We start from the raw sequence: 7,877 nt of genomic DNA, 5'->3' as shown, positions 1-7,877 counted from the left end.
TCTGGTCCACGAACCCGCTCGAACGGGTGAACAAGGAGATCAAACGCCGCACCGACGTCGTCGGCGTGTTCCCCAACACCGCGGCCCTGCTGCGCCTGGCCGGGTCGGTGTTGATCGAGCAGCATGACGAGTGGGAAGCCGGCGAACGCCGCTACTTCTCCGAAGCATCAATGCTCGAGCTGGCCGTCATGAACAACCCGATTGAGGTCCTCGACGAGGCGGTGATCCTCCCCGAACTCGCCGCCGCCTAAACTAGAACCACTGACCTGCATGGTGTTGAGAAATTCCACCACTCAGCGGGACGTGACCGAGCAGGATGCCTTGGCGCCCCTGCCAACGATCCAAGACGATGCCGACCCCCGAGAGCTGTGGGTTGAGTTGACTGGACTATCAGTGGGCCGCCTGTTACCGGAACAGATCCACTGCCGCACCTCTCGTCACCGTTTTGACACGAAGCGTGCTGGAGCAGGCACTCCAAATAGAGGACTGAAGCTTGCGTCTGAAACACGCACAGCGCAGAACGCACAGCTGTGCAGGCGTTCGTCGTTCCGATGTCTGCGCCTCTCTCTACGCTTGAGATTGCCGAACCTCGCGGCGAAACGAAGGCAAAGGAGCCTGATATGCGCGTACTTTGATACCACTCCACGAATGCAACCGATCCCGACGTGCACCACACTCACGACAACTGCCCCAGCGGACAGCAGATCCCCGCCTATAACAAGCGGCCCGGCACCAACAACTGGCCACTATGTGAGCACTGCGCCGGCATGTGATCGAAAGGGGAGGTATCTCAACTACCTCCCCCCGAGATCCCTGCAGGGATCTCGGCGCCGAGCCGCCAGCACTTCGCCTCCCGCCTGTCCGCTCGCTGGGCCCGACCTTGCGCGACGCTCCGCAGTACCGAGGCCAGACGTGTGCCACGGGAAGTCTCAGAAAAGTACAGTTTTCCAAGACACCAAGCGAGCCTGGATCTTGCTCGTCACTTCCCGTTAAATCTCGGGGTGCCTGAACGTCTCAGAAAGTCATCTCATCACAATTCATATCTCACCGTTCTGGTTGGGGTTTTTCGAGGCAGAGTGGGGCGTATGAGATTGCTCCGCTACACCCGCATCAACACTTCGAGCCAGGACGCTCAACTCCAGCTGGATGCGCTTATCGCCGCCGGGGTGCAGAAGCGAGATGTGTTCGCCGATGTCACGTCTGGGAGTAAGACCGCGATTGAGCGGCCGGGGATGAAGAAGCTGCTCGAGCCCAACACCCTCACATAACTACACGATCAAGGGATACGAAGAAAGTAACGGGGCGAACGGAGGAACCTGCACTCCTACCGGGGGTTGGTCAGGGGCGCGGCGAAGAATTCTCGCTCGTGCGCGGCCGAGGCGCGGAACGCCTGAGCCATGCGGCGCCGGGCCGGTTCAGCCGCTGCTGCGGCGGCGGCGGTAACAAACTTGATCGCACGTGCGGTGGAAGCGGCGAACTCCTCATCCGCGTAGGTGTCCAGCCAGCTGCGGTACGGATGCGCGTCGTGCGAGAGCGGATACAGCCGCGTGCCGACATCCTGGTACATCCAGAAGCACGGCAGCAGCGCCGCGGCGAGGACGCCGTAGTCGCCGCTCGCGCCAGCGGTCGACAGGTGGTTGAGGTAGGCCGTTGTCGTATCGCTGGGCTGCACGCCGGTCAGGGTCTCCTCGGCGATCCAGCTGGAGTGCAGGTCGAGTTCGGCGGCAATCGCGCCGTGCGCGCTGGCCGCCCAGAACGCCTGCTCGGTGGCGGTCGGGGCGAGCCGGCTCGCGACGGCCAGCATCCGGGCGTAGTCGCGCAGGTACAGGGCATCCTGGGCGAGGTACCAGATGAAGGCGTCCCGGTTCAGGGATCCGTCCCCGAGCGCTCGGATAAACGGCAGCTCGTCGGTGTCGGTGCGGATGTCACGGATGTCGTGCCACCATTCCTCGGCGACCTGGGCCGGGCTGGGGCTGGTGTGCAGGCCGCCGCGCTGCCACAGGCCGGCAAAATGCTGGATCGGTCCGTGGCCAGAGCCAACCTGCAGGTCGCCAGAGTGGGCGATGCTCTCGCTCAACCATAGTTTCGCCTCGGCTACCGCGTCCCCCCAATCTGCCAGGCTCGGCCCTACCGTGCCGGCCCGAGCCGCTACCCGGGTCGCGACAGCGGAGGAGAAAGAACACCCGGTTCCGTGGGTGTTCGGGGTGTCGATCCGCAGCCCGGGAAACTCCCGCACGGTGTGGGCGCCGACGAGGGCGTCTGGTACGAGGTCACCGGCGAGGTGTCCGCCCTTGGCCAGCACGAGGACCCCGTACGTCTCGGCGACGTGCTGCGCCTGGCGCAGCACCGCCGACCAGCTCGTCGCCACGGGAGAACCGACAAGGATGGCCAGCTCCGGGATGTTGGGCGTCACCAGGTGCACGACGCTCAGCAGGTCGCGCAGAGCCTCCTCAGCATCCTCGGTTAGCAGGCGGTCGCCGCTAGTGGCGATCATCACCGGGTCGAGCACTACGAGCCCAGGCTTCACTTGGCCGAGCCACCCGCTCACGGTGCGGGTGACGTTCACGTCGGCCAGCATCCCGATCTTGACGGCATCGATGTCGACGTCGTCGCTCACGGCGTGCAGCTGCTCGCGCAGGAAGGAGACCGGCGGCACGTGCACCGAGCGCACACCGTGGGTGTTCTGCGCGACCAGTGCGGTCACCACGGCCATACCGTAGCCCCCGTTCGCCGCAATGCTTTTGAGGTCGGCCTGAATGCCCGCTCCGCCGGTCGGGTCGGTACCAGCAATGCTCAGCACGCGGGCAATGCGGGGGGATGCGCCGGTCATGCCGTCACGCCCCACGCGGCTCGCAACTCGCGGGCCGCCTGCTCCGGATGCGGTGCCGCACAAATCGCCGACACCACGGCGACGCCCGCCGCTCCGCACTCACGGAGGGCGGCCAGGTCGCGCAGGCCGACCCCGCCGATGGCCACGCTCGGCAGCGTGCTGACCCCGACCAGGCGTGCGAACTCGGCCAGCCCCAGGGCAGGGGGCGCGTCACTCTTGGTGCGTGTGGCGTGCAGTGCGCCAATGCCGACGTAGTCGATCAGGGCAGGATCCTCGGCCGCGCGGCGCAGCTGGGCATCCGTCGATGCGCTGAGCCCGATCACCGCGTCACCCCCGATGAGGTCGCGCACCGCGCCGACGGGCAGGTCGGATTGCCCGACGTGCACCCCGATCAGCCGGCGCCCAGCGGCACGGGCGGCCAGGAACACGTCGACCCTGTCGTTCACGATCAGCGCCACGGTGTCGGGCAGCACATCCGCGATGCGCAGCACGGTGTCGAGGAACTCCCGCCCGGCGGTCTCCTTCTCACGCACCTGCACGGCGCTCACGCCTCCGGCAACGGCGTGCCGCACCACGTCCACGATGCTGCGCCCGGCCGCCGCGGCCTGCCCCGAGTCTGTCACCAGGTACAGCGACAGGTCGAGGATCATCGGAGCACCGCCCGGCGTGCGATGTCCTGCGCGTTGACGGTGGCTAGGGCGTCCACAAAGGCGACAGCGAAGCTGCCCGGACCGGCGGCGGACTCTGCCGCGAGCTCGGCCGCGACGGTGTACACCGTGGCCGCGGCCACCGTGGTGAAGAACCTGTCGGCGTCGACCGTGGCGAACGCGGCCATGACCGCGCCGAGGGCGCAGCCCCCGCCGGTGACGCGGGTGAGCAACGGATGCCCGTTGTCGATGTGCACCAACTCACGGCCATCCGTGATGATGTCGACCGGCCCGGAGACGGCGATCACCCCACCGGTCATCCCGGCCAGCGCGTGCGCCGCGGCCAGGGCGGCATCCACCTCGTCGGATGAATCCACCCCGCGGCCGCCGGATCCGGCGCCCGCCAACGCGATTATCTCCGACGCGTTTCCGCGCACCACCGTGGGTCGCAGGTCGCGAAGGGCGAAGGACAGCGGCGTGCGCACCGGCAGGAAACCGACGGCAACGGGGTCGAGCACCCACGGTGTTCCAGCATCGTTCGCGGCTGTGACGGCCTCGACCATCGCGTCGCGTTGTTCGGCGGTGGGCGTGCCGAGATTGACGAGCAGCCCAGATGCGATCCGCGCGAACGCGCCCGCCTCGCCCGGAATGTCGACCATCGCGGGCGCCGCACCGAGCGACAGCAGCACGTTAGCGGTGAAGTTCACCACGACGCTATTGGTGAGGCACTGCACGAGGGGCGGGCGGGACCGCACCTCGTCAAGCGCTGAACAGGTGAATGAAATAAGTTCTTCTGGCGTGCGCATTTGCGCGACATCCCTTCGCTAGTACTAACTAGATCAGGTTCAACGGGTGTTATCTCAGCTCCAGATGGAGCACCCCGTGTCACTTGGCTTATGGCCCAGCGTATCGCAGCGTCTTCGTTCTAATTCATGGTTGGACGCAGCCAGTATCTTGGCGACTGGCCGACGGAACGAGGTCATTGCGCGAGCGCTCCAAGAGCTGGCCGAGCGTCTCGTATTCCATGGGCGGCGGATTTATCGTTAGTTGCGAGACACCGAGAATTAGATGGCTGATGCTGACCGGGGACGCGCCAGGACGGCGCACCTTGGTCTCAGAAGCTTCCCTACGGTCGGCCAGCCAGGATCGTGGCTACCTCGCTGTTGGCTTTGAAGTGAGCGAGCGCATCAGCAGAGAGCAACCGGATGATGTGGATAATTCGGCGGCGTTTGCTTTCAGAACCGTTGAGGATGTTCTCGTGGTGAGCCACTCTGTTTCGGAAATCTCGCAGCGCGGCCAATGCGTCATTGAGCGGGTTTCTGTCGGTACCTGGTGGGAAGGCTTTGTGGAGATGAGGAACCCAGATGGTTCTCGTGAGCGTCCACGAAGAGGTAGGTCCAGAAGCCAAACATGAGTTCGGCGACGACCTTGCCGGGTATTGGCGGCGTGTGTGGTGACGTCGCTGCGTTGATCCGCGCCCGCTCGACGTTGCCTCGGGCGATCTTGTTTGTGACTTTAGCGCGCTGTGGCGGCGTTCTGTGATCGCTATTTGGCGCATTTAGCTATATGCCCGCGTCGCTCCGGAGCAGGTGTCAGTGTCTTGTATCCCATAGGTTTCGACGCGCGGAGATCGCAAGAGAGAAACAGCTAAGTGCATCCGCTGTGGTGACGTTCACGTTGAACATGTGGGACAGTCACTCGGCTGCCAGGGCAATCTGGCAGCATCCGATGAAGGCGACGGGTTCGGTGCTTCTTCCCGTCAGTGGGCAGAGCCTCAGCCAGGAAGAAATATTCACCGAGATCGCGAAAGCAGAGGAGGCACAAGGTTTCGTCCGAAGCGATCGAGCATTAGGCACCGAAATTTACACCGGCGATAGTCTGCAACTACACATCCGCGGCACCAGCGAGGGCGTCTCCATCAGCGCAACGTCGGCCTGCAGCGGGCTACCCTAGCTGCCAGACGTACAGCCACGACGCGGTTTCAGGTGCGTCGAGGAATAGGCTCCACGTTATGGCGTCGCAAATTGGAGTCACCCTCATGGTTCTTCGCGACCTAGGCGCGTCGTCGTATGGGCACCGCACGCGACCACGATTGCCCGGCTTGAGGCCATCCTTTCTCATGACGGCAACTCCCCGCCTCGTTGGCCTCATGGCGGTCAGCGCGCTAACCCTAACCGGATGCTCACAGCCGACATCGTTGACGACCGGGTCAGCCTCCACGGACGACGCCACCCCGGAGGTCGTCGCGCAAGTGCGGGCGGCCGACCTCGCGCGCGATATCGGCGGGGAGAGACCCGACGACATCGACGGCTGGGCGCGCGCTGCGGTCGCTCAAGCCATTAGCGACAGCGCGGACATCGAGCTGGTCGGCGTCGACACCCGGCAGTCGACCGACCTAAGCGAACCGTTCGGCAGCCTCGACTTCCGGGTTTTCGTGCCAGGGCTCAAGAACGCGTCCACGGGCGCACCTGGCCCCTTTTGCTTCCGAATCGAGTTCGACTACTACGGCAAGGTCGGCACATGGGAATCGTCTGACGGCATCGACCCGATCGGTTGCCCACCGGATGCCGCCATCGTGACGCCTCGCGTCGACGACAGCATCGTCCCTGTCGTGTCGGACACCGCGCGCGAGGTGGCATCGGCGGTGCTTCTCGCGCGAGTGCAGACTGGTTCGCCGGCGACGGTAGACGCGATCATCGGCGCGATTTCCGCGCAACTCACCACTCCGACCGGCGAGTTCATGGTCGTCGCTCCGCCGCGGGTCGTCGTCCAGGTGAGCAGCGCCGGAGATCGGGTCGGCGTCGCGTTCGGTTCCGCCGAAGATTGCGTCCTGATCAAGAGCGAGAACGGGACGGTCGACGACGTCTACCCACCCCCGGTGACGCTGCAGCCAGGTGAATTAGGCTGCACGCCCGAGACGGCACTCACTGACCCTGACCAATTGCGATCGCCGCACTGACGTGAGAGTCAGCCACGCCGAGACCATAAGCTCTTGCCCGTAAGACGGTCCTCTTGCGGAACTCCGCACGGATCCGTGGATTGCCCGGCCGCATGCACCGATCGCAGGTGACTCCGCACTAGGTGCTGGTCAGCGGTTTCTGATGATGCGTGCAAGCTCTTTCTCGAGGATGACGGTTGCCCAGGTGCTGTCGTTTCCGGGTGGTTCCATGAGTAGGTGAATGGCAAGGCCATCGAGAACGGCGTGCAAATGGCGCGCTCGTTCTACCAGTTCAGGGCCGCTGGGCCTGCAGGCCAACTTTTCGGCCAGTCGGAGGCAGCCGTTCCCCAGTTCTTCGTAAGCGCGATTTCTGATGGAAACAAGTTGCGGCAACGCAGGGCTTTCCGCAATCAGCGCGATATTGACCTCGAGTTCCGCGCGACTATCAGCGGTAAGAGGCAAGAAGTTTTTCAGGACCTCCAGCGCGTACTCCGCTGGGTTCGAGCCTTCACGAATAGCGAGAACGCGGTCGGTGGCGCGCTGCACCATGAGCTCGGCGGAGAACTGCAGGAGTTCAGCGCGGGTGGGGAAAACATGACGCAGGGAGCCGACCACCACGCCAGCCTGCTCGGCAACGGTGCGCACCGATACCGCGCTGATTCCTTGGTCGAGGATGATCTGCCACACCGCTTGAGCGAGCTGTACCTTGCGTGCGTCCCGGTCGATCGTTCTCGCCATAAATTGATATTAGCACGGGCGTGCTAGTTTGTTTTCAGGGCCTAGACGCATCGACTGGGGGATTTATGATCATTGCCATCATCGTCGCCTCCGAAATTGGCTTCTGGGTTTTGATCGCATTGGGTCTCGTCGCCCGATATATGCTGCGTCTGAAAAGGACCGGACTGACCTTGCTGGCGATGACGCCGGTGGTCGACGTCATCTTGCTCGTGGTCACGGCGATGGATCTGACATCGGGCGCGACGGCGACGGTCTTCCACGGGATCGCTGCGATCTACCTCGGCTTCTCCGTGGCTCACGGGCACAAGATGATCGCGTGGGCCGACCGCCATTTCGCCTATCGGTTCGCGAATGGGCCGCAGCCGATCAAGCTCTACGGGCGGGGTTATGCGGCCGAGTGTTGGAAAGACGTCGCGCGCACAGCGTTGGCTGTGGCCGTGGCTCTGGGGACCATTTGGCTGTTGACCGTGGTCGTCGATAACGAGACCAGAACCAGCGCGCTCAACGACCTCAACAGCATTTTCCTCCTGGTCGTTGCGATCGAAGTGTTGTGGGCCCTCGGGTATACCCTCTGGCCGAAGAAGCGACCGACATTGAGCCCATTGGTCGACGTGCACGCGAACGCCACATCCGGGCAGCAGTAGAAGCCGTGACTCTGCCGACAGCGCCTCCGGGGAGCGATCGACGGACTGTCACCAAGCTCGGTCGAGTCCTCATCTGGTCA

General features: G+C 64.2%; 8 protein-coding genes, 1 pseudogene and 1 riboswitch. Of the genes and pseudogenes, 5 read left to right on the top strand and 4 right to left on the bottom strand.

All coding sequences use genetic code 11. The annotated features are described in order from the left end of the window. Together E3O47_RS08755 and E3O47_RS08750 are read left to right on the top strand one after the other, a co-directional pair. Positions 1-251 (top strand): transposase (locus E3O47_RS08755; protein WP_241986145.1); only part of this gene is annotated, 251 nt, incomplete at its 5' end. 834 nt (positions 252-1,085) lie between these two features. Further along, a pseudogene (locus E3O47_RS08750) lies at positions 1,086-1,250 on the top strand (recombinase family protein); the annotation flags it as partial. 74 nt (positions 1,251-1,324) lie between these two features. On the opposite strand, the gene E3O47_RS08745 reads toward E3O47_RS08750, so the two are convergent. The 3 genes from E3O47_RS08745 to thiM all read right to left on the bottom strand — a co-directional run bounded on the left by E3O47_RS08745 (position 1,325) and on the right by thiM (position 4,283). Then, positions 1,325-2,830, bottom strand: coding sequence for a bifunctional hydroxymethylpyrimidine kinase/phosphomethylpyrimidine kinase (locus E3O47_RS08745; RefSeq protein ID WP_134343060.1), 1,506 nt, complete (start codon positions 2,828-2,830; stop codon positions 1,325-1,327). Then, positions 2,827-3,480 (bottom strand): thiamine phosphate synthase, encoded by a 654-nt coding sequence (gene thiE / locus E3O47_RS08740; RefSeq protein WP_166785359.1) that lies wholly within the window; start codon positions 3,478-3,480, stop codon positions 2,827-2,829. Before thiE ends, E3O47_RS08745 begins: the two co-directional genes overlap by 4 nt. Next, the gene (gene thiM, locus E3O47_RS08735) at positions 3,477-4,283 is read right to left on the bottom strand and encodes a hydroxyethylthiazole kinase (RefSeq protein WP_134420247.1); all 807 of its coding nucleotides are present in this window, start codon (positions 4,281-4,283) and stop codon (positions 3,477-3,479) included. The genes thiE and thiM overlap by 4 nt, the downstream gene beginning before the upstream one ends. Then, positions 4,277-4,370: riboswitch (TPP riboswitch) on the bottom strand. It overlaps the preceding gene by 7 nt. Positions 4,371-5,139: 769 nt before the next feature. Between thiM and E3O47_RS08730 the strand changes: the two genes are divergently transcribed. Beyond that, positions 5,140-5,430, top strand: a complete 291-nt coding sequence (locus tag E3O47_RS08730; RefSeq protein WP_134420245.1) for a hypothetical protein — start codon at positions 5,140-5,142, stop codon at positions 5,428-5,430. Positions 5,431-5,674: 244 nt separating this feature from the next. Further along, positions 5,675-6,436, top strand: a complete 762-nt coding sequence (locus E3O47_RS08725) for a hypothetical protein (protein WP_134420243.1) — start codon at positions 5,675-5,677, stop codon at positions 6,434-6,436. 129 nt (positions 6,437-6,565) lie between these two features. Here E3O47_RS08725 and E3O47_RS08720 read toward each other — a convergent pair whose 3' ends face one another. Then, positions 6,566-7,153, bottom strand: a complete 588-nt coding sequence (locus E3O47_RS08720) for a TetR/AcrR family transcriptional regulator (RefSeq protein WP_134343064.1) — start codon at positions 7,151-7,153, stop codon at positions 6,566-6,568. A 65-nt stretch (positions 7,154-7,218) separates the two neighbouring features. On the opposite strand from E3O47_RS08720, the gene E3O47_RS08715 reads away from it, so the two are divergent. Beyond that, positions 7,219-7,797, top strand: a complete 579-nt coding sequence (locus E3O47_RS08715; protein WP_134420241.1) for a hypothetical protein — start codon at positions 7,219-7,221, stop codon at positions 7,795-7,797. The last annotated feature ends 80 nt before the right edge of the window (positions 7,798-7,877 follow it).

Source organism: Cryobacterium sp. TMT2-17-1, from assembly GCF_004402765.1.
Classification (GTDB): domain Bacteria; phylum Actinomycetota; class Actinomycetes; order Actinomycetales; family Microbacteriaceae; genus Cryobacterium; species Cryobacterium sandaracinum.
This window is presented reverse-complemented; position numbering and strand designations above follow the sequence as displayed.